Consider the following 20,819-nt stretch of genomic DNA (forward strand, 5'->3'; position numbering starts at 1 on the left):
CAAGACCTCGATGCGACCCGCGACCCCGCAGGTCAATCACGATGGGGAGGAAACCCGGGGCCACGCCGCGATCCCTGGGGAGCGGGCGCCGGACGGGCGTCCTGGCGATCGAACAGGCCGGTATCGGGCTGCCATGGGCGCATCGCGCGCATGGGGACCGTTGCGGGGGCAGCACAGGCTGGATATCCGGGCCAGCCGGCCTTGTGGGCGGCGGGGCGGGCGTCTTCCTGTTTCCCGTTTACCTTTCGCGCGCGGACCGGCAAGTGTTGCGTTCTTGCCTGTCCCAGTGCGCCGAAAGCACCGGTTCGGGGCCGAAACTGTATCACCGGAGGGCGAAACAGGGCCTGTTTTGTTACGATCAGGGGTTGATTTTTCGGCCTTTATCGCTTTTTAGCGACATTTGCGCGGCCGCTTTCGTTGCCCAACCCTCCTTTCGGACCTGAACGTGTCGTATCCCCGCCTGCCTTACCCGCCCGAGAGCTTCACCCGCGGCGGCGATTTCGCCCGCCTGCTGGGCCAGCGCATCCTGATCCTGGACGGCGCCATGGGCACGATGATCCAGCGCTACAAGCTGGGCGAGGCCGATTTCCGCGGCGAGCGCTTCGCCGGCCATGGCAAGGACCTGAAGGGCGACAACGAACTGCTGTCGCTGGTGCGGCCGGACGTGATCTCGGAGATCCACCGCCAGTACCTGGAAGCCGGCGCCGACGTCATCGAGACCAACACCTTCGGCGCCACCTCGATCGCGCAGGGCGACTACGACCTGCCGGAACTGGCCTACGAGCTGAACCTGGTGTCCGCGCAACTGGCGCGCCAGGCCTGTGACCAGTACAGCACGCCGGACAAGCCGCGCTTCGTGGCCGGCGCGCTCGGCCCGCAGCCCAAGACGGCGTCGATCTCGCCCGACGTGAACGACCCGGGCGCGCGCAACGTCACCTTCGACGAGTTGCGCGTGGCCTACGTTGAACAGCTCAACGGCCTGCTCGATGGCGGCATCGACATCGTCCTGATCGAAACCATCTTCGACACGCTCAACGCCAAGGCCGCGATCTTCGCCACCGAGGAAGTGTTCGAGCAGCGCGGCATCCGCCTGCCGGTGATGATCTCGGGCACCGTCACCGACGCCTCCGGCCGCATCCTGTCGGGCCAGACCGTCGAGGCCTTCTGGAACTCGGTGCGCCATGCGCGGCCGGTCACCATCGGCCTGAACTGCGCGCTGGGCGCGGCGCTGATGCGCCCGTACGTGGCCGAGCTGTCCAAGATCTGCGACACCTACGTCTGTGTCTACCCCAACGCCGGCCTGCCCAACCCGATGGCCGAGACCGGCTTTGACGAGACGCCGGCCGACACTTCCGCGCTGCTGGAGGAATTCGCCCGCGCCGGGCTGGTGAACATGTCCGGCGGCTGCTGCGGCACCACGCCCGACCACATCCGCGCGATTGCCGACAAGGTCGCGGCGCTGACGCCGCGGGTGGTGCCGGAGATCCCGGTCAAGACCCGCCTGTCGGGCCTGGAGCCGCTGAACATCGACGAGGACACGCTGTTCGTGAACGTGGGCGAACGCACCAACGTCACCGGCAGCAAGATGTTCGCGCGCCTGATCCGCGAAGAGAAATACGACGAGGCGCTGGCGGTGGCCCGCCAGCAGGTCGAGAACGGCGCGCAGATCATCGACATCAACATGGACGAGGCCATGCTGGATTCGGTGGCGTGCATGCACCGCTTCCTGAACCTGATTGCCTCCGAACCCGACATCGCGCGCGTGCCGGTGATGATCGACAGCTCCAAGTGGGACGTGATCGAGACCGGCCTGAAGTGCGTGCAGGGCAAGCCGGTGGTCAACTCGATCTCCATGAAGGAAGGCCTGGAGCCGTTCCGCCACCACGCCCGCCTGTGCCGCCGCTACGGCGCGGCGGTGGTGGTGATGGCGTTCGACGAATTGGGCCAGGCCGACACGCTGGAGCGCCGCAAGGAAATCTGCGGCCGCGCCTACAAGATCCTGGTCGAGGAAGAGGGTTTCCCGCCGGAAGACATCATTTTCGATCCCAACGTGTTCGCGGTCGCCACCGGCATCGACGAGCACAACCACTACGCCGTCGACTTCATCGAGGGCACGCGCTGGATCCGCGAAAACCTGCCCCACGCCCGCATCTCGGGCGGGGTCTCGAACGTGAGCTTCTCGTTCCGCGGCAACGAGCCGATGCGCGAGGCCATCCACACCGTGTTCCTGTATTACGCGGTCAAGGAAGGCATGACGATGGGCATCGTCAACGCCGGCCAGTTGGGCGTCTACGCCGATCTGGATCCCCAGCTGCGCGACCTGGTCGAGGACGTGGTGCTGGACCGCGCCGAGCCGGTCGGCAAGACCGACCCGGCCGACGAACGCACGCCGACCGAGCGCCTGGTGCAGTTCGCCGACACGGTGAAGGGCTCGGGCGCGAAGAAGGAAGAAGACCTGGCCTGGCGCAATGCCGAGGTCGAGGCGCGCCTGTCGCACGCGCTGGTGCACGGCATTACCGCGTTCATCGTCGAGGACACCGAAGAGGTGCGCCAGAAAATCGCCGCGCGCGGCGGCCGGCCGATCGAGGTGATCGAAGGCCCGCTGATGGACGGCATGAACGTGGTGGGCGACCTGTTCGGCGCCGGCAAGATGTTCCTGCCGCAGGTGGTGAAGTCGGCGCGCGTGATGAAGCAGGCCGTGGCCCACCTGATCCCCTTCATCGAAGAGGAAAAGCGCCAGATCGCGGCGGCCGGCGGCGACGTGCGCGCCAAGGGCAAGATCGTCATCGCCACCGTCAAGGGCGACGTGCACGACATCGGCAAGAACATCGTCTCGGTGGTCCTGCAGTGCAACAACTTCGAAGTGGTGAACATGGGCGTGATGGTGCCCTGCGCCCAGATTCTGGAGAAGGCCAAGGAAGAGAATGCCGACATCGTCGGCCTGTCCGGCCTGATCACGCCCAGCCTGGAAGAGATGGCCTACGTCGCCTCGGAAATGCAGCGCGACGAGTATTTCCGCAGCCGCAAGGTGCCGCTGATGATCGGCGGCGCCACCACCAGCCGCGTGCACACGGCCGTGAAGATCGCGCCCAACTACGAAGGCCCGGTGATCTACGTGCCGGACGCCAGCCGTTCGGTGGGCGTGGCCACCAGCCTGATGTCCGACCAGGCGGACGCCTACCTGGCGGAGCTGGCCGAGGAATACGAGGACGTGCGCCGCCGCCACGCCAACCGCAAGGCCACGCCGATCCTGCCGCTGGCCGAGGCGCGCGCCTCGCGCCCGCGGATCGACTGGGACAGCTACACGCCGCCGCGCCCCAAGTTCATCGGCCGCCGCACCTTCAAGAGCTATGACCTGGCCGAGATTGCCAAGTACGTGGACTGGGGCCCGTTCTTCCAGACCTGGAGCCTGTTCGGGCCGTTCCCGGCGATCCTGGACGACAAGGTGGTGGGCGAGCAGGCGCGCAAGGTCTACGCCGACGGCCAGGCCATGATGAAACGCATCGTCGAGGGCCGCTGGCTGACCGCCAACGGCGTGGTCGGCTTCTATCCGGCCAACAGCGTCAACGACGAGGACATCGAGGTCTACAAGGACGAGAGCCGCAGCGAGGTGCTGTTCACCTATCGCAACCTGCGCCAGCAGGGCGCCAAGCGCGAGGGCGTCAGCAACAAGTCGCTGTCGGACTTCATCGCGCCCAAATCCAGCGGCAAGCTCGACTACATCGGCATGTTCGCGGTGACGGCCGGCATCGGCATCGAGAAGAAGGAAGCCGAGTTCGAGAAGGCGCTGGACGACTATTCCGGCATCATGCTCAAGTCGCTGGCCGACCGCCTGGCCGAAGCCTTCGCCGAATGCCTGCACGCCCGCGTGCGCCAGGACCTGTGGGGCTACGCGCCGGACGAGGCGCTGTCCAACGACGACATGATCGCCGAGAAGTACGTCGGCATCCGCCCGGCGCCGGGCTATCCGGCCTGCCCGGAGCACGTGGTCAAGACCGACATGTTCCGCGTGCTGGACGGCGCCGACATCGGCATGATGCTGACTGACAGCTACGCCATGTTCCCGGCCTCGAGCGTGTCGGGCTTCTACTTCAGCCATCCGCAGTCGCAGTACTTCAACGTCGGCATCATCGGCGAAGACCAGTTGCAGGACTACGCCGCGCGCAGCGGCCGCAGCATCGAGGATCTGAAGCGCACGCTGGCGCCGAACCTGGGCTGAGGCCGGTTTCGCCGCCGCGCCGGCCCCGTCCGGCATCTCAGTGCCACCCCAGCGCCGCCCCGGCTCGTCCGGCGCGGCGCTTTGTTTTATTCGGACGGTTTACCAAATGGATAGTGGTAAACCATGATGTGCCAAATTGGTAAACCACATAATATTTGGTCCAACCACTTTCAACCGACATGACACTACAACTGATCCCCAAGCCCGAGGAACCCGCCAGCAAGCCGGTGGCCGACCGCGCCTACCTGCGGCTGGCCGCGCAGATCCAGGCGCTGGTCGCGCAGGGCGAGTTCGCGGTGGGCAAGCGCCTGCCGGCCGAGCGCGCGCTGGCCGAGCGCTTCGACGTCAGCCGCACCTCGCTGCGCGAGGCCATCATCGCGCTGGAACTGCAGGGCGTGGTGGAAGTGCGCGGCGGCTCGGGCATCTACGTCTGTGAGCCCAAGCCGGGCGTGGCGCGCCTGCCGGCCGCGCAGGAGCCGGGCGCCGGTCCGTTCGAACTGCTGCGCGCGCGCTGCCTGGTGGAATCCGAGATCGCGGCGCTGGCGGCCACGACGCGCAACGATGCCGACCTGGACCGCATCTTCGAAGCGCTGACCACCATGCGCGAACAGATGATGCACAAGGAAGAGAACCAGGAGGCCGACCGCCGTTTCCACCTGTACATCGCGCAGTCCACCGGCAACAGCGTGCTGCTGGGCACGGTGACGGCGATGTGGGACCAGGCGCAAGGCCCCATCTGGGAAAAGATCGAACAGCATTTCCACACGCAGGAATTGCGCCAGGCCTCGCAGGAAGACCATCAGCGCATCTTCAGCGCGCTGGTGGCGCGCGATGCGGATGGCGCGCGGCAGGCAATGCGCAATCACCTCGAACGCGTGATCGGCGAGTTCGCGCAGGGGTGGCGTTGACGTAATACCGGCAGGCGGCCCCCGGCTGAGCGCGGAAGATACCGCGCCCCGGAACCGGGCGACACACATCAGGAGACAACAGGATGCAGCAAAGGAACAAGGGGAGCCGCGCCTGGCACAGGGCGGCGGCGATGTTGTCGGCGTGCGCGCTGACGGCCTATGCGCTGGCGGCGCCGGCGATGGCGCAGGAAGCGCCCGCGGCGGGCCAGAGCGCGCGCATCGATGCGATCCGCAAGGCGGGCGAGCTGCGCGTCGGCGTGCTGCAGAATGCGCCCTGGCTGCTGCAGGACGTGTCCGGCAAGGGCGGCGAGGGCTGGAGCGGCCCGGCCTGGCTGCTGGCCAAGGAATACGCCCGCCTGTTGGGCGTGAAGCTGACGCCGGTGCAGGTCTCGCACGAGACCAAGGTGCCGGTGCTGGCGGCCAACCAGGTCGACATGACCATCAGCCCGCTGGCCGAGACGCCGGAGCGCCTGAAAGTGGTCGACTTCGTGCTGTATTCGTCCACCAGCGTCTGCCTGTTCGGCCTGGCGTCCAATCCCAAAATGGCCGCGGCCAGGTCGGTCGATGACCTGAACCGGCCCGGCGTCACCATCGCCTACTTCACCGGCGGCGCCGAGGAAGCCTGGGTCAAGCAGCGCTTTCCCAACGCCACGCTGCGCGCCGTGGCCAACTCGGGCGCCACCGCGCCGATCGAGGAAATCATGGCCAAGCGCGCCGACGCGGCGCCGATCAACCGCGTGCCCTGGGTCGGCCTGAGCCGCAAGGTGCGCGGCCTGACCGCGCTGCCCGCCGAGGCCAACTGCCAGCAGAGCACCGAAAAGGCCTCGCCGGTGGGCCTGGCGATCGACAAGAACCAGCCCGAATACCTGGCCTGGCTGCGGCAGGTGGCCGCCGGCATGAAGACGCGCCTGGACGCCGACGAAATGCGCATCATCGAACAGACCCCGTAGGCCGCTCCGGCCTTTCCCCACCCCACTGGATTCACCGACCCCGCGCAAGGCGCGCGGCCCGGGCGACTGCCCGCGGCCTCGCGCGCCCGCATCCGGCGTCCGCCGCCGGGCTTGCCTCCAAGGAGACCGCAATGCAACCGTCCTTCCTCACCCGTTTCGCCGCCACCGCCCTGCTGCTGGCCGGCGCCGCCACCGCCCAGGCGCAGACGCCGCCCGCGCCCGGCGAGAGCCCGCGCATCGACGCCATCCGCAAGGCCGGCGTGCTGCGCGTGGGCGTGGTCAACAACCCGCCGTGGCTGGTGCAGAACACCACCGGCTCGGGCGAGCCCTGGATGGGCTCGTCGTGGCTGCTGGGCAAGGAATTCGCGCGCCTGCTGGACGTGAAGATCGTGCCGGTGCAGGTCAGCCACGAAACCAAGGTGCCGGCGCTGATCGCCAACCAGATGGACATCATGATCGGGCCGCTGAACCAGAACGCCGAGCGCGCCAAGATCATCGACTTCGTCACCTTCTCGAACACCAGCGTCTGCATGTTCGGCCTGGCGTCCAATCCCAAGTTCACCAGCGCCACCAAGGTCGAGGACTTCAACCAGCCCGGCATCACCATGGCCTACTTCTCGGGCGCCGGCGAAGAGCCGCTGGTGCTGGAGAACTTCCCCAAGGCCAAGCTGCGCGGCGTCACCAACTCGGGTTCGGTGGCGCCGATCGAGGAAGTGCTGGCGGGCCGCTCCGACGTGGCGCCGCTGAACCGCATGCTCTGGCCCAACATCAGCAGGAAGGTCAAGGGCCTGGCCGTGTTCCCCAAGGAAAACGACTGCCAGGACAGCAAGATCTTCGCGATCGACGCGGGCATGGGCGTGGCCAAGAACCAGCCGGTGTACCTGGAGTGGCTGCGCAAGGTGGAAGCGCGCATGCATCCCGAACTGGTGGCCGAAGAGCGCCGCATGACACAGAACCTGAAGTAAGGCGGACACACCATGCTCAATTGCGCGATTCATGGGGCCGAGGACTTGCGGCTGGTGGAACAGGCGCCCGAACCGCTGGGCCCGACGCAGGTGCGCGTCGGCGTCAAGGCGGTCGGCATCTGCGGTTCGGACCTGCATTACTACCGCCACGGGCGGGTCGGCGACTTCGTCATCCGCGAACCGCTGACGCCGGGCCACGAGGCCTCGGGCCAGGTGCTGGAGGTCGGTTCGGCGGTCACCGCCGTCAAACCCGGCGACCGCGTGGCGCTGGATCCGGCCCGCACCTGCGGCGTGTGCCGCTATTGCCGCCAGGGCGATGCCAACCACTGCGAGGCGGTGTTCTTCTTCGGCAGCGCCAGCCGCTATCCGCATATGCAGGGCGCGATGCGCGAGCAGGTGGTGGTGCAGGAAAAGCAATGCGTGCCGGTGCCGGACAGCCTTTCGTTCGAGCTGGCCGCCTTCGGCGAGCCGCTGGCGGTGGCGCTGCACGCGGTGCGCAGCGCCGGCACGCTGCTGGGCAAGACGGTGATGGTGGTGGGCGCCGGGCCGATCGGCGCGCTGGTGCTGATGGCGGCGCGCCTGGCCGGCGCCAGCCAAGTCATCGTGGTCGACATCGTCGACCAGACCCTGGCGACCTGCGCCAAGGTCGGCGCCACGCGCACCATCAACGCCGCCACCGAGCCGGCCGCGCTGGACGAGCTGGCGGCGGGCAAGGGCACGGTCGATGTGTGCTTCGAGGCTTCCGGCAACTACGCCGGGCTGGCCAACTGCATCCGCGCCACGCGGCCGCGCGGCACCATCGTCACGGTGGGCACGCTCAATGGCAGCAGCGAGCCGTGCCCGTTCAACCAGATCATGGTCAAGAGCCTGAACGTCATCGGCAGCTTCCGCTTCGTCGATGAATACGCCTGGGCGGTCGACTACCTGGGCCGCGGCCTGGTGGACGTGGCGCCGCTGCTGACGGCGGCGGTGCCGGCGCGCCAGGCGCACGAGGCCTTCGCGCTGGCGGCGGACCGGCGCCAGGCCATGAAAGTGATGGTGACGTTCTGAGCCCGGCCGCGCTCGCGACCGCACGGAGATTCCATGGACTTCGATTTTTCCCCCATCGTCGATAACTGGCGCTTCTTCGCCAGCGGCCTGGGCATCACGGTGGCGCTGAGCGCCGTCACGGCGGTGTCCAGCATCCTGCTGGGCCTGGTGATCGCGCTGCTGCGCCTGTACGGGCCGCGCTGGCTGCGGGTGCTGCTGGTGTTCTACATCGACAGCATGCGCGCCATTCCGGTGCTGGTGGTGCTGGTGTGGATCTACTTCGCCTTCCCGCTGCTGGCCGGGGTGACCTTCGCGCCGTTCTGGGCGGCGCTGGTGGCGTTGACGCTGCACATCGCGGCCTATTCGGCCGAGGTGATCCGCGCCGGCATCGAGTCGGTGCGCCCGGGACAGATGCGCGCCGGCCTGGCGCTCGGCATGTCGCGGGCCCAGGCGCTGCGCAAGATCATCCTGCCGCAGGCCACCATCCGCATGCTGCCGGCCTTCGGCTCGGTGCTGACGGTGGCGATCAAGGACACCGCCATCGCCACGGTGATCGCGGTGCCCGAGCTGATGCACAAGGCCGAGACCATCGCCGGGCAGAGCTACCGGCCGATCGAGGTGTTCACCGCGGTGATCGTGGCGTACTTCGTGATCCTGTTCCCGGTGACGCGCGGCGTGGACCGGCTGTACCAACGTTACGCACACCTGGGGCGCTCATGAATCTGGACTGGGGAATTATCTGGGATTCGCGCCAGGTGCTGCTGCAGGGCGCGGCCATGACCGTGATGCTGACGGTGGTGACGATGGCGCTGGCGGTGCCCGGCGGCATGGTGCTGGCGCTGATGCGGCTGTCGTCGAACCGCGTGGCCAATGGCATCGCGGTGTCGATCGTCGAGTTCTTCCGCAACCTGCCGCTGATCCTGGTGATCTATTGGGCGTTCTACGTGATGCCGATGGCGCTGGACGTGCAGTTCTCGGCGGTGACCACGGCGCTGGTGGCGCTGGTGCTGAACGTGTCGGCCTACAACTCCGAGACTTTCCGCGCCGGCATCAATTCGATCCGCAAGGGCCAGATGGAGGCGGCGCTGGCGATGGGCATGTCGCGCCGCCAGGCCATGTTCAAGGTGCTGGTGCCGCAGGCGGCGCGGCGCATCCTGCCGGTGCTGGCCAGCACCTGGATTTCGCTGTTCAAGGACACCTCGCTGGTGTCGGTGATCGCCGTCAGCGAGCTGGCCTATGCCTCGATGCAGGTGCGCGCGCAGAGCTTCCGCGTGCTGGAAATGCTGACCGCGATGGCGGTGATCTATTGGCTGATGGGCTATCCGCAGGCCAAGCTGGTCGACTGGATCCACCGCAAATACGGAGTCAAGGAGTGAACGAGATGATCCTGGAACAAGTGGCCGGCACGACCGGCGCGGCGGCGGCCGCCGCAACAACGCCTGCCGCAACAACGGCCGCCGCGCGCAAGGGCGCCGACCAGCCGCCGGTGCTGGTGTACGAGCACGTGCGCAAGGTCTTCGGCGATTTCGTGGCGTTGAACGACGTCTCGCTGCAGGTCAACAAGGGCGAGGTGATGTGCCTGATCGGCCCGTCCGGCTCGGGCAAGTCCACGCTCCTGCGCTGCACCAATGCATTGGAGAAGATCGACGGCGGCCGCGTGCTGCTGGATGGCGTGGCGGTGCCGGAGGCCGAATCGGAAGTGCGCAAGGTGCGCCAGCGCATGGGCATGGTGTTCCAGAGCTTCGAGCTGTTCCCGCACAAGTCGGCGCTGGACAACGTCGCCATGGGGCCGATCACCGTGCTCGGCATGGCGCCGGAGCTGGCGCGGGCCCGCGCCATGGCGCTGCTGGAGAAGGTCGGCCTGGCCAGCAAGGCCGGCAACTTTCCCGCCAACCTGTCCGGCGGCCAGCAGCAGCGCGTGGCCATCGCCCGCGCCCTGGCGATGGAGCCGGAAGTGATGTTGTTCGACGAGCCGACCTCGGCGCTCGACCCCGAGACCGTGGGCGAGGTGCTGAACGTCATGAAGAAGCTGGCGCAGGAAGGCATGACCATGATCGTGGTCACGCATGAAATGAGTTTCGCGCGGCGCGTGGCCAACTGGGTGGTGGTGTTCGAGAACGGCGCCATTCTGGAACAGGGCCCGCCCGCGCAGATTTTCGACAACCCGCAGGTCGCCCGTACCCGCGACTTCCTCAGCCACCTGGGCTGGGAAGGCTGAATACCCTCCCGTTTCACGGAATCCATGATGAAAATTACGAACGCACGCGTCATTGTTTGTTCGCCGGGCCGCAATTTCGTGACCCTGAAGATCGAGACCGACCAGGGCCTGACCGGCATCGGCGATGCCACCCTGAACGGACGCGAGCTGGCCGTGGCGGCCTACCTGACCGAACACGTGGTGCCTTGCCTGATCGGCCGCGACGCGCACCAGATCGAGGATATCTGGCAATACCTGTACAAGGGCGCCTACTGGCGCCGGGGCCCGGTCACCATGACCGCCATCGCCGCGGTCGACACCGCGCTGTGGGACCTGAAGGCCAAGGCCGCCGGCCTGCCGCTGTACCAGCTGCTGGGCGGCAAGAGCCGCACCGGGGTGATGGTCTACGGCCACGCCAACGGCAGCGACATCGAGCACACCGTCGACGAGGTGCTGCGCTATGCCGACATGGGCTACCGCGCGATCCGTGCGCAGAGCGGCGTGCCGGGGCTGGATAAGGTCTACGGCGTGGGCCGCGGCAACCTGTTCTACGAACCCGCCGACGCCGACCTGCCCAGCGAGCACGACTGGTCCACGGAGAAGTATCTGCGGCACACGCCCAAGCTGTTCGATCGCATCCGCGAAAAGCTCGGCTTCGAGCACCACCTGCTGCACGACGTGCACCACCGCCTGACGCCGATCGAGGCCGGGCGGCTGGGCAAGTCGCTGGAACCGTACAACCTGTTCTGGATGGAAGACGCCACGCCGGCCGAGAACCAGGAGGCCTTCCGCCTGATCCGCCAGCACACCACCACGCCGCTGGCGGTGGGCGAGATCTTCAATTCGATCTGGGACTGCAAGGACCTGGTGCAGCACCAGCTGATCGACTACATCCGGACCACCGTGGTGCACGCCGGCGGCATCACGCACCTGCGCCGCATCGCCGACCTGGCCTCGCTGTACCAGGTGCGCACCGGCTGCCATGGCGCCACCGACCTGTCGCCGGTGTGCATGGGCGCGGCGCTGCACTTCGACCTGTGGGTGCCGAACTTCGGCATCCAGGAATACATGCGCCACACCGAGGAGACGGACGCGGTGTTCCCCCACGCCTACACCTTCTCGCAGGGCATGCTGTATCCGGGCGACGTGCCGGGTCACGGCGTGGACATCGACGAGAAGCTGGCCGCCAAGTATCCGTACAAGCGCGCTTACCTGCCAGTGAACCGCTTGCAGCAGGACGGCACGTTATGGAACTGGTAGCCCCCGCGGCTGTCAGGCTGCATCCGGCGCGCCTGCCCGCGCTGGCGCCGGGCGTGGCGCGGCCGGCCTACGATAGGGGCGCGTTGCGCGCCGGCATCGTGCACCTGGGGCTGGGCGCGTTCGCGCGCGGCCACCTGGCGGCAGTGAATGAGGCGGCCATCCATGCCAGCGGCGACCCGCGCTGGGGCATCTGCGGCGTGTCGCTGCGCCAGGCCGACACCCGCGACGCGCTGGCGCCGCAGGACGGGCTGTACACGCTGGCGCTGCGCAGCGCCGACGCCGAGGGCCGGCCGCGACAGCAGCTGGCCGTGATCGGCTGCCTGCTGGAGACGCTGGTGGCGCCGGAGGATCCGCAGGCGGTGCTGGCGCGCATCGCCAGTCCGTACACGCGCATCGTCAGCCTGACCGTGACCGAGAAAGGCTATTGCCACGATCCGGCCAGCGGCGCGTTGAACCTGGCGCATCCCGACATCGTGCACGACCTGGGCCAGCCGCTGGCGCCGCGCAGCACCATCGGATTCCTGGTCTGGGGGCTGCAGCGCCGCCGCGCGGCGGGCCTGGGGCCGGTGACGCTGCTGTCGCTGGACAACCTGCCCGGCAACGGCCATCTGTTGCGCGGCCTGGTGCTGGCGTTCGCCGCGCAGGTTGACGCCCGCCTGGCCGAATGGATCGGCCAGGCCTGCACGTTTCCGTGCTCCATGGTGGACCGCATCGTGCCGCGCACCACCGATGAGGATCGCGCCGCCGTGGCGCAGGCGCTGGGCATGACGGATGCCTGGCCGGTGCAGGCCGAGCCGTTCCTGGAATGGGTGGTGGAAGATCGCTTTGCCGCCGGCCGGCCGGACTGGGCCGTGGGCGGCGCGCGCTTTGTCGCCGAGGCGGCGCCGTTCGAGACCCTCAAGCTGCGCATGGTGAACGGCGCGCATTCGGCGCTGGCCTACCTGTCGGTGATGGCGGGGTGGGGCACGGTGGACCAGGCCGTGGCGCAGCCGGCGCTGCGGCGCTATCTGGCGGACCTGATGCGCATGGAAATCGCGCCGACCCTGCCGGTGCTGCCGGGCCTGGACCTGGCGGCTTACCAGGAGCGGCTGTTGCAACGCTACGCCAATCCGGCGCTAAGGCACCAGACGCGGCAGATCGCCATGGACGGGTCGCAGAAGATGCCGCAGCGCCTGCTGGGCACGGTGCGGGCGCGGCTGGCGGCGGACCGGCCGATCGCCGGGCTGGCGCTGGCGCTGGCCGGCTGGCTGCATTTCCTGCGCGGGGTGGATCAGGCAGGACGGCGTTATCCCATCGATGACCCGTTGGCCGAGACGCTGGCGCAGCGGCTGGCGCAGGCCGAGCAGGCGGCGCGCGATGCTTCGCCCGGGCCGGCCGCCGCGCTGGCCTGGGCGCGCGAGATGACGGCCCTGACCGCCGTGTTCGGCGACCTGGGCCGCGACGAGCGTTTCGTGCGCGAGGTGGCGCAGGCGGCGCAGTCGTTGCGCACGCTGGGCGTGGCGGGCGCGCTGGAGGCGACCCTGGCCGCGATGCGCGCGGACGCCGGCTAGGGCGGCGTCCGCGTCAGGCAGCCGGCGGCGCCAGCCGGCCCAGCAATGGTTCGATTGCCATGCCAATGGCGAGGATCTGGCGGTCCTCGCCCGGCAGGCCATCCACCTCCAGTCCGATCGGCAGGCCGCCGTCCGACAGGCCGGCGGGCAGGCTCAGGCCGGGCAGGCCCGCGTTGCTGCCGGGATCGACGTTGCGCGCCAGCCGCAGGAACGACTCCAGGCTGCTGGCCTCGGGCGCGGCGAGCGGCGCCAACACCGGCACCGTGGGGAACAGCAGCCCGTGCAGCCCGTGCCGCGCGAACGCACGGCGGTAGACGTCGATGAGCGCGTTGCGATGTTCCGCGATGGCGCTGTCGTACAGCGGTTGCAGCGGCAGCAGCTCGCCCGATGGCGTGGGCAGCACGCCCGGCACGACCAGGTCGTCGAAGATGGCTTTCACGTCGGGGCTGGAAATCCGAGCCACCAGTTCCTCGAATGACACGCCCGCGTCGTGGCGTTGCAGATAGGCGATCAGATCGTGCTTCTGCTCGTACAGGCACAGCGGCATGCCGGTCGCGGCGTTGCTGGCTTCCAGGCCGGGCAGGTCCAGCGGGACCAGGGTCACGCCGGCCGCGCGCAGACGCTCCAGGGCGGCCTGCGCCGTGGCCTCTACCCGCGGGTCCAGGTCCTGCCAGAAATAGCCGGGCAGGCCCAGGCGCAGGTCGGCGGCGCGCAGCGCCGGCAGTGGCGTGTCATCGCCGGTCAGGACGGCATCCAGCAGCGCGATGTCGGCCATGCCGTTGGCGATGGGTCCGGGCGTATCGCGGGTATGCGAAATCGGCGTAATGCCCGAACCGTCATAGCGACCCACGGAAGGTCGGAAGCCGACGGCGCCATTGAGGGCGGCGGGCAGGCGCACGGAAGCGCCCGTGTCGGTGCCTAGCGCGGCCGGCACCAGGCGCGCGCCCACCGCCGCGCCGCTGCCCGAGGACGAACCGCCGGCGATGCGTTCGGCGTCATAAGCGTTGCGCGTGCCCGCGCCGCGCGGGCCGGGGTAGGCGGTGTTGTAGCCGGACACGCCGAAGGCCAGTTCATGCATGTGCGCCTTGCCGACGATGACGGCGCCCGCCTCGCGCAACCGGCGCACCACCGGCGCGTCTTCCTTGGGGATGAAGCCATGCAGGGCCGGGGTGCCGGCGGTGTTGGGCAGCCCCGCCACATGGATGTTGTCCTTGATCGCCAACGGCACGCCCTCCAGCGGCCGGGGCGCGCGGCCGGCGGCGCGCCCGGCGTCGGCGGCCCTTGCCTGGGCCAGCGCGCCCTCGGCGTCGACGGTGATGAAGGCATTGAGGTCCTGGCGGGACGCGATGCGGTCCAGACAGGCCCGGGTGAGGGCCTCGCTGGTGATCTGGCCGTCGCGGAACAGCGCCGCGGCCTCGGTCACGGTGGGGCAGCTCGAGGACGTCTGGTGGGCGGTCATGGCGGGGTTGTCTCCTTGGTTTTGGGGCGGTTGCGTCGGGTCGATACCGTTCTGTGCAGGGTTGACCGTAGCGCGGCCGGGCGCCGTTCGTCGATATGGCGGTCCGGCCCGTGGTCGCCCGCGGGCGGGGCGCGGTACCGCGGGGGCGGCCAGGCGCTAAGATAGGTGGAGCTTATACACGTACAAGTCCCTCTCTTATCCTGGTATGAACACTTCCCCCCAGGCCGGCGCCGCCGGCCACGAAGGCTCCCGCTTGCGCCGCCAGGCGCTGGGCGAATTCGTGCGCAGCGCCCGATCGCGCATCACGCCGCAGATGGCCGGCCTGCCCGAAGGCATGCGCCGGCGCACGCCGGGGCTGCGGCGCGAAGAGGTGGCGCAGCTGTGCGGCATCAGCGTCACCTGGTACACCTGGATCGAGCAGGGGCGCGAGGTATCGGTGTCGCCCTCGGTCTGGTCGCGCATCGCGGGCGTGCTGCAACTGGCGCGGGCCGAGCGGGCCTATCTGTTCGATCTGGCCGACTGCGCCGATCCGCAGCATGCGCGCGACGATGCGATGGGGGCGCCGGGTTCGCTGCGCGAGTGCGTGGACGCCATCACCGCGCCGGCCTACGTGCTGGACCGGGCCTGGAACGTGCTGGCCTGTAATGAACCGCTGCGGGAACTGTTCGACGACTGGCCGACCCGGGATCCGGAGCCCAACCTGCTGCGCTACATCTTCCTGGACCCGGCGGCGCGCGACCTGGTGGTGGACTGGGAGCAGCGCGCGCGGCGCGTGGTGGCCGAGTTTCGGGCGGATGCGGGGGCGCATCTGGATGAGCCGGCGGTATTGGCGCTGATCGATGCCCTGAACCGGCAGAGCGCGGTGTTCGCGCATTGGTGGAACCGGCACGCGGTGGTCGAGCGCGAGGGCGGCCTGCGTGAATTCGCGCATCCGCGGCGGGGGCGGATGGCGTTCCAGCAGATTACCTTCCGCCTGGCGACTCACCTGGACCTGAAGCTGGTGATGTTGCTGGGGGATGAGTGACGGGTGGGTTCTTGAGGCGCGAGTGACGGGGCAGGCGGGGGATGGCGGGGCTACGATTGCGGTCCGGAGCGTTCGCTCCGGACTGCCCCGTGCTCAACCTCGTTGCCGCCTACGGCGGCTGCCTTCGGTTTCCGCCGGGCGCATCTACACGCCCCGCCATCCCCCGCCTGCCCCGCCACTCGCTCGCGTCGTGACTTAACGGCGGCTGTTGGGGCGGGTCTTGTGCTTGGCATTTTTGCCTGCAATCGTGGGCGGGGCAGGAACCTTGCGGGGTCGCCAAAAGCGGCCGCGCGGGCGGCCTTCTTTGGCGTTTGGGTGTCTGGCGTCGGGGTGGTGACGCTGCGCGCGGGGGGCGGTCGGAGGGCGCTACTTGCTGTTGGCCAGCAGGTCGCCGGGGAGGCCGGCGTCGATCAGGCCCAGCAGGAGTTTCTTGACGGGGGCGGGCAGGGCGGTGTCGGGGAGTTCGGCCTGGGTGACCCAGCGTTCGGGTTGCGTGGGTTGGCGCAGCGAGGCGCTGCGCACGGGCACATACCAGGGGCGGATGTGCAGGCGGTAGTGGGTGAAGGTGTGGGCGAAGGCGGCGAGTTCGAAGCGCTGTTCGGGGTCCAGGCCGAGGGCGCGGGAGGCGGCCAGGGGGTCGCCGGCGGCGTCGAATTCGGGCAGGCTCCAGAGGCCGCCCCAGATACCGGGTTCGGGCCGTTGCTGCAGCAGGAACGCGCCCTGGTGCTGCAGCACCAGCATCGCGGTCTCGCGTTCCGGGATCGCCTTGCGCGCCTTGGGCGTGGGCAGTTCGGCCTGGCGGCCGTCGCGCTTGGCGACGCAGGTGTCGGCGACCGGGCAGCGTTCACAGGCGGGCTTGCCGCGCGTACAGAGGGTGGCGCCCAGGTCCATCAGGCCCTGCGTGTAGGCGGCCATGTCCAGGCCGGGCGCGGCCTCGACCTGGGCGTCGGCCAGGGCCCACAGGCGCTGTTCGACCTCGCGCCTGGCGGGGTCGCCGGCGATGCCGAAGTGACGGGTGAAGACGCGCTTGACGTTGCCATCCAGGATGGGCGAGCGCTCGCCGTAGGCGAAGGCGGCGATGGCGGCGGCGGTCGAGCGGCCGATGCCGGGCAGCGTGGCGATGGCTTCGGCGCTGGGCGGGAAGCGGCCGTTCCAGTCGCGCGCGATTTCCTGGGCGCAGCGGTGCAGGTTGCGGGCGCGGGCGTAGTAGCCCAGGCCGGCCCAGTAGGGCATCACCTCTTCCTGGGCGGCGGCGGCCAGCGCGGCCACGTCGGGGAAGCGCTGCAGGAAGCGTTCGTAGTAGGGGATCACCGTGGCCACCTGCGTCTGCTGCAGCATGATCTCGGAGAGCCAGATGCGGTAGGGATCCCGGGTGTTTTGCCAGGGGAGATCGTGGCGGCCGTGCTGGCGTTGCCAGGCGACGATGCGAGGGGCGAAGTCCATGCCCGCAATTATCGCATCGCCCTATTGCCGGGGGTGGGGCGAGCGGTTACAACCGTGGGACAGAGGCGCATCGAGCGCCCGGAATTCACCTCCCGCCGCTTGCCTGCATGCGCTTCAAGAGGGCGTGGTGCGTTGGCTGCCGCGGGCGTTCCACGACCCTCGGAGTAGACATGAATGCCCCCCTCACGCCCGCGCTGCGCGCGGCGCTCGAATCCGTCCAGCTGGACGACAAATACACCCTGGAAAGCGGCCGCGCCTGGATGAGCGGCATCCATGCCCTGGTGCGCCTGCCGATGATGCAGCGGCTGCGCGACCTGCGCGCGGGGCTGAACACGGCCGGGTTCGTGTCGGGCTACCGGGGCTCGCCGCTGGGCGGGGTCGACCAGAACATGTGGAAGGCGGCCAAGTACCTGAAGGCGCACCACGTCGAGTTCCAGCCGGGCATCAACGAGGACCTGGCGGCCACCGCGGTGTGGGGCACGCAGCAGGTCAACCTGTTCCCGGGCGCCAAGTACGACGGCGTGTTCGGCATGTGGTACGGCAAGGGGCCGGGCGTGGACCGCTGCGGCGACGTGTTCAAGCACGCCAACGCCGCCGGCACGTCGCCGCTCGGCGGCGTGCTGGTGGTGGCCGGCGACGACCATCCGGCCAAGTCGTCGACGCTGCCGCACCAGAGCGACCACATCCTCAAGGCCTGCATGATCCCGGCGCTGTTCCCCTCCAGCGTGCAGGAAGTGCTGGACTACGGCCTGCACGGCTGGGCCATGAGCCGCTATGCCGGCGTCTGGGTCGGCATGAAGTGCATCACCGACATCGTCGAGGTGTCGGCCTCGGTGGACGTGGATCCGTACCGTGTGCAGATCGTGCTGCCCGGGGATTTCCAGCTGCCGCCGGACGGCCTGAACATCCGCATCCCGGACACGCCGCTGCAACAGGAGGCGCGGCTGCTGGACTACAAGCTGTACGCGGCGCTGGCCTACGCCCGCGCCAACAACCTGAACCGCGAACTGTGGCAGGTGCCGGCGCGCGACGCGCGCTTTGGCATCATGACCTCGGGCAAGGCCTACCTGGACACGCGCCAGGCGCTGTCCGACCTGGGGTTGAGCGAGGCGGTATGCCAGCGCATCGGCCTGCGGCTGTTCAAGGTGGGCATGGTGTGGCCGCTGGAGTCCACCGGCATGGCGCGCTTCGCCGATGGCCTGGACGAGATCCTGGTGGTCGAGGAAAAGCGCCAGGTGCTGGAATACCAGTTGAAGGAAGAACTGTTCAGCTGGATCGGCAGCGGCAAGAAGATCCCGCGCGTGGTCGGCAAGTTCGACGACAAGGATGGCGGCGAGTGGGCGGTGCCGCAGGGCAACTGGCTGCTGCCGGCGCACTACGAGTTTTCGCCGGCGATGGTGGCCAAGGCCATCGCCGCGCGCCTGTTGCGCTTCGAATTGCCGGCCGACGTGCGCGCCGGCATCGAGGCGCGGCTGGCCTTTATCGCCGATCGTGAACAGGCGCTGGCGCGCCCGCGCGTGGTGGAAGACCGCAAGCCGTGGTTCTGTTCGGGCTGTCCGCACAATACCTCGACACGGGTGCCGGAAGGCTCGCGCGGCATGGCCGGCATCGGCTGCCATTACATGGTCACCTGGATGGGCCGCAACACGCAGGTGTACACGCAGATGGGCGGCGAGGGCGTGCCGTGGCTGGGGCAGGCGCCGTTCACCGAAGAGAAGCACGTGTTCGCCAACCTTGGGGACGGCACCTACTTCCATTCCGGCCTGCTGGCGATCCGCGCGGCGGTGGCGGCCAAGGCGCCGATCACCTACAAGATCCTGTTCAACGACGCGGTGGCCATGACCGGCGGGCAGCCGGTGGACGGCCCCATCAGTGTGCCGATGATCAGCCGCCAGGTGGCCGCCGAGGGCATCGACAAGATCGTGGTGGTGACCGACGAGCCGGAGAAATACCAGGGCATGGCCGGCATGGCGCCGGGCGTGCCGGTGAAACACCGCGACGAGCTGGACGCGGTGATGCGCGAGTTGCGCGAGCACTCCGGCGTGTCGGTGCTGATCTATGACCAGACCTGTGCCACCGAGAAGCGCCGCCGCCGCAAGCGCGGCGCCTATCCCGATCCGGCGCGGCGCGTGGTCATCAACGAGCGCGTGTGCGAAGGCTGCGGCGACTGTTCGCAGAAATCGCACTGCCTGTCGGTGGAACCGCTGGAGACCGAGTTCGGCCGCAAGCGCGCCATCAACCAGTCCAGCTGCAACAAGGACTTCTCCTGTCTGAAGGGCTTCTGCCCCAGCTTCGTCACGGTGGAAGGCGGCAAGCTGCGCAAGCCGCGCGCGCTGGCGCCGGAAGGCGCGGTCGACGACGACGTGCCGCAACCGGCGCTGCCCGCGCTGGCGCAGGCCTATGGCGTGTTCATCGCCGGCGTCGGCGGCACCGGCGTGGTCACCATCGGGCAACTGCTGGGCATGGCCGCGCACCTGGAAGGCAAGGGATGTTCGGTGCTGGACATGGCCGGCCTGGCGCAGAAGGGCGGCGCGGTGTATTCGCACGTGGTGCTGGCGCAGACGCCGGACCACTTGATGAACACGCGCGTGGCGATGGGCGAGGCCGACCTGATGCTGGCCGGCGACCTGGTGGTGGCCACCAGCGCGGACGCCATGGCGCGGCTGCGTCCAGGCCGCTCGCGCGCGCTGCTCAACAGCGACACCGCGCCCACCGCGGCATTCGTGACCAATCCCGACTGGACGCTGCCGGGCGCCAACCTGACGGCCGACCTGCAGGCCGCCTGCGGCAAGGACAACCTGCACATGGTGGACGCGTCGGCGCTGGCCGTGGGCCTGCTGGGCGACGCCATCTATTCCAACCCGCTGATGATGGGCTACGCCTACCAGAAGGGCTGGCTGCCGCTGTCGCGCGAGTCCTTGCTGCGCGCCATCGAACTGAACGGCCAGCAGGTGCCCAACAACCTGGCGGCGTTCGCCTGGGGCCGCCGCGCGGCGCATGACCTGGCCGGCGTGACGCGCCTGCTGGCAAGCGGCGGCGCGCCCGCGCATCCGGAGGGCATCATCGAGATCCGCCGGCCGCGCGTGGCCCAACCCGTGGCGGAACTGAAGAAGCCGGCCGGCGAGCTGGCGCGCCTGGTCGAAACGCGCCGCGCGTTCCTGACGCAGTACCAGGACGCGGCTTACGCCAAGCAGTACACCGACCTGGTGGACAAGGTGGCGCACGCCGAGCGCGAGGCCACCGCCACCCAGCGCCTGGCGCTGGCAGTGGCGCGCTACTACTTCAAGCTGCTGGCCTACAAGGACGAGTACGAGGTGGCGCGGCTGTACACGGACGGGGAGTTCCTCAAGCGCATTGGCGAGCAGTTCGAGGGCGATTGGAAGCTGCGCTTCCATCTGGCGCCGCCGCTGTTCGCGCGGCGCGGCGCGGACGGCCATCTGGTCAAGAAAGCCTACGGTCCCGGCATGCTGCGGGTGTTCCGCCTGCTGGCGCGCATGAAGCGCCTGCGCGGCACGCGCTTCGATCCGTTCGGCTACACCCGCGAGCGCCGCGCCGAGCGCGAGCTGGCGCGCGAGTATCGCGAGACGCTGAGCGCGATCCTGTCCAAGCTCAATCGCGGCAACCTGGATCGCGCGGTCGCCCTGGCCAGCGTGCCGGAGGAGATCCGCGGCTACGGCCACGTGAAGGAGGCGGCGATGGAGAAGGCCGCCGCGCGGCGCGAGGCGCTGCTCAAGGACTTCAGCGCCAGCGTGGTGTCGATCGGGGGCGCGCGGGCGGCGTGATCCGCCTGCGCGGCGATGGCCGGCGACGGGCAT

Annotated in this window: 14 protein-coding genes; 12 read left to right on the plus strand and 2 right to left on the minus strand. The window is 69.1% G+C overall.

Annotated elements, in window-relative coordinates:
• The first annotated feature begins 445 nt into the window (after positions 1 to 445).
• From metH to HV742_RS22785, 10 genes are all read left to right on the plus strand, one after another.
• Positions 446 to 4,219: a methionine synthase gene (metH, locus tag HV742_RS22740; RefSeq protein ID WP_175146424.1), complete on the plus strand. Its 3,774-nt coding sequence runs from the start codon at positions 446 to 448 to the stop codon at positions 4,217 to 4,219.
• 179 nt (positions 4,220 to 4,398) lie between these two features.
• Positions 4,399 to 5,127 (plus strand): FadR/GntR family transcriptional regulator, encoded by a 729-nt coding sequence (locus HV742_RS22745; protein WP_006386875.1) that lies wholly within the window; start codon positions 4,399 to 4,401, stop codon positions 5,125 to 5,127.
• A gap of 83 nt (positions 5,128 to 5,210) precedes the next feature.
• Entirely contained in the window at positions 5,211 to 6,077 is an 867-nt protein-coding gene (locus HV742_RS22750) for a substrate-binding periplasmic protein (protein ID WP_175146425.1), read from the plus strand.
• Between the two features lie 131 nt (positions 6,078 to 6,208).
• Complete coding sequence (locus HV742_RS22755) at positions 6,209 to 7,042, plus strand: substrate-binding periplasmic protein (RefSeq protein WP_024067608.1); 834 nt, start codon at positions 6,209 to 6,211, stop codon at positions 7,040 to 7,042.
• A 12-nt stretch (positions 7,043 to 7,054) separates the two neighbouring features.
• The gene (locus tag HV742_RS22760; protein WP_175146426.1) at positions 7,055 to 8,092 is read left to right on the plus strand and encodes an L-idonate 5-dehydrogenase; all 1,038 of its coding nucleotides are present in this window, start codon (positions 7,055 to 7,057) and stop codon (positions 8,090 to 8,092) included.
• A 33-nt stretch (positions 8,093 to 8,125) separates the two neighbouring features.
• The gene (locus tag HV742_RS22765) at positions 8,126 to 8,791 is read left to right on the plus strand and encodes an amino acid ABC transporter permease (protein ID WP_006392647.1); all 666 of its coding nucleotides are present in this window, start codon (positions 8,126 to 8,128) and stop codon (positions 8,789 to 8,791) included.
• Positions 8,788 to 9,447 carry an amino acid ABC transporter permease gene (locus tag HV742_RS22770; RefSeq protein WP_059269195.1) on the plus strand — a complete coding sequence of 220 codons (660 nt, stop codon included), beginning with the start codon at positions 8,788 to 8,790 and terminating at the stop codon, positions 9,445 to 9,447. The genes HV742_RS22765 and HV742_RS22770 overlap by 4 nt, the downstream gene beginning before the upstream one ends.
• Positions 9,448 to 9,557: 110 nt before the next feature.
• Complete coding sequence (locus HV742_RS22775; protein ID WP_059272893.1) at positions 9,558 to 10,289, plus strand: amino acid ABC transporter ATP-binding protein; 732 nt, start codon at positions 9,558 to 9,560, stop codon at positions 10,287 to 10,289.
• A 27-nt stretch (positions 10,290 to 10,316) separates the two neighbouring features.
• Positions 10,317 to 11,528, plus strand: coding sequence for a D-mannonate dehydratase ManD (gene manD / locus HV742_RS22780; RefSeq protein WP_049070960.1), 1,212 nt, complete (start codon positions 10,317 to 10,319; stop codon positions 11,526 to 11,528).
• Positions 11,516 to 13,078, plus strand: coding sequence for a mannitol dehydrogenase family protein (locus tag HV742_RS22785; RefSeq protein ID WP_175146427.1), 1,563 nt, complete (start codon positions 11,516 to 11,518; stop codon positions 13,076 to 13,078). The genes manD and HV742_RS22785 overlap by 13 nt, the downstream gene beginning before the upstream one ends.
• A 13-nt stretch (positions 13,079 to 13,091) precedes the next feature.
• Here HV742_RS22785 and iaaH read toward each other — a convergent pair whose 3' ends face one another.
• Entirely contained in the window at positions 13,092 to 14,537 is a 1,446-nt protein-coding gene (gene iaaH, locus HV742_RS22790; RefSeq protein WP_175146428.1) for an indoleacetamide hydrolase, read from the minus strand.
• Between the two features lie 205 nt (positions 14,538 to 14,742).
• Between iaaH and HV742_RS22795 the strand changes: the two genes are divergently transcribed.
• Positions 14,743 to 15,561 carry a helix-turn-helix transcriptional regulator gene (locus HV742_RS22795; RefSeq protein ID WP_175146429.1) on the plus strand — a complete coding sequence of 273 codons (819 nt, stop codon included), beginning with the start codon at positions 14,743 to 14,745 and terminating at the stop codon, positions 15,559 to 15,561.
• A gap of 366 nt (positions 15,562 to 15,927) precedes the next feature.
• Here HV742_RS22795 and mutY read toward each other — a convergent pair whose 3' ends face one another.
• Positions 15,928 to 17,013, minus strand: a complete 1,086-nt coding sequence (gene mutY / locus HV742_RS22800) for an A/G-specific adenine glycosylase (RefSeq protein WP_100509300.1) — start codon at positions 17,011 to 17,013, stop codon at positions 15,928 to 15,930.
• 161 nt (positions 17,014 to 17,174) lie between these two features.
• Between mutY and HV742_RS22805 the strand changes: the two genes are divergently transcribed.
• Positions 17,175 to 20,786 carry an indolepyruvate ferredoxin oxidoreductase family protein gene (locus HV742_RS22805; protein ID WP_175146430.1) on the plus strand — a complete coding sequence of 1,204 codons (3,612 nt, stop codon included), beginning with the start codon at positions 17,175 to 17,177 and terminating at the stop codon, positions 20,784 to 20,786.
• Positions 20,787 to 20,819 lie beyond the last annotated feature (33 nt).

The sequence above is a fragment of the Achromobacter ruhlandii genome, from assembly GCF_902859695.1.
GTDB lineage: Bacteria > Pseudomonadota > Gammaproteobacteria > Burkholderiales > Burkholderiaceae_B > Achromobacter > Achromobacter ruhlandii.

What these genes read in the sequence shown, in the direction of transcription:
- HV742_RS22755 (WP_024067608.1), top strand. Translation starts at nt 6,209, where the DNA reads ATGCAACCGTCCTTCCTCACCCGTTTCGCCGCCACCGCCCTGCTGCTG.
- HV742_RS22765 (WP_006392647.1), top strand. Translation starts at nt 8,126, where the DNA reads ATGGACTTCGATTTTTCCCCCATCGTCGATAACTGGCGCTTCTTCGCC.
- manD (WP_049070960.1), top strand. Translation starts at nt 10,317, where the DNA reads ATGAAAATTACGAACGCACGCGTCATTGTTTGTTCGCCGGGCCGCAAT.
- HV742_RS22805 (WP_175146430.1), top strand. Translation starts at nt 17,175, where the DNA reads ATGAATGCCCCCCTCACGCCCGCGCTGCGCGCGGCGCTCGAATCCGTC.
- iaaH (WP_175146428.1), bottom strand. Translation starts at nt 14,537, where the DNA reads ATGACCGCCCACCAGACGTCCTCGAGCTGCCCCACCGTGACCGAGGCC.
- HV742_RS22760 (WP_175146426.1), top strand. Translation starts at nt 7,055, where the DNA reads ATGCTCAATTGCGCGATTCATGGGGCCGAGGACTTGCGGCTGGTGGAA.
- HV742_RS22745 (WP_006386875.1), top strand. Translation starts at nt 4,399, where the DNA reads ATGACACTACAACTGATCCCCAAGCCCGAGGAACCCGCCAGCAAGCCG.
- HV742_RS22795 (WP_175146429.1), top strand. Translation starts at nt 14,743, where the DNA reads ATGAACACTTCCCCCCAGGCCGGCGCCGCCGGCCACGAAGGCTCCCGC.
- HV742_RS22770 (WP_059269195.1), top strand. Translation starts at nt 8,788, where the DNA reads ATGAATCTGGACTGGGGAATTATCTGGGATTCGCGCCAGGTGCTGCTG.
- HV742_RS22750 (WP_175146425.1), top strand. Translation starts at nt 5,211, where the DNA reads ATGCAGCAAAGGAACAAGGGGAGCCGCGCCTGGCACAGGGCGGCGGCG.
- HV742_RS22785 (WP_175146427.1), top strand. Translation starts at nt 11,516, where the DNA reads ATGGAACTGGTAGCCCCCGCGGCTGTCAGGCTGCATCCGGCGCGCCTG.